The following is a 369-nucleotide window of genomic DNA, read 5'->3' as shown; positions in this document are numbered from 1 at the left end:
CCGCTCGACCGCGCCGGCGGGGGCAGCAACCCGACCTTCTCGTACCACCGGACCGTTTCGACACGGGTCTGCGTGGCCTCCGCGAGGCTGCCGATGGTCATGGAAGAAGCGCTCCGCACGGCCTTGACCCTGTAGTGACTACAGGGTGCATGTAGGGGGCCTTCCCAGTCCGGACCAGGAGCCCGGCGAACGGAGCGCACCATGAGCCAGGCCGCCGGCGCGGACCGCACATCCTTCCCCACGAACGGTCCGCAGGCCCTGCGCTACAGGGTCAAGGGCATGGACTGCCCGACCTGCGCCGGGAAGATCGAGACCGCCGTCTCCCGGCTGCCGGGCGTCGCGGACGTGCGCGTGAACTACGGCAGCCAA

General features: G+C 70.2%; 2 protein-coding genes. One reads left to right on the top strand and one right to left on the bottom strand.

Translation table 11 applies throughout. The features are described from left to right. Window positions 1-101: MerR family DNA-binding transcriptional regulator (locus AX737_RS32715; protein ID WP_156454039.1), on the bottom strand; the 101-nt coding region annotated here is incomplete at its 3' end. 100 nt (window positions 102-201) lie between these two features. On the opposite strand from AX737_RS32715, the gene AX737_RS37600 reads away from it, so the two are divergent. Continuing rightward, a partial coding sequence (locus tag AX737_RS37600) for a cation transporter (protein WP_156454038.1) occupies window positions 202-369 on the top strand: 168 nt, incomplete at its 3' end.

This window comes from Methylobacterium sp. CCH5-D2, from assembly GCF_001556475.1.
GTDB lineage: Bacteria > Pseudomonadota > Alphaproteobacteria > Rhizobiales > Beijerinckiaceae > Methylobacterium > Methylobacterium hispanicum.
Note: the sequence above shows the minus strand (reverse complement) of the source record. Positions and strands in the feature narration are given on the sequence as shown.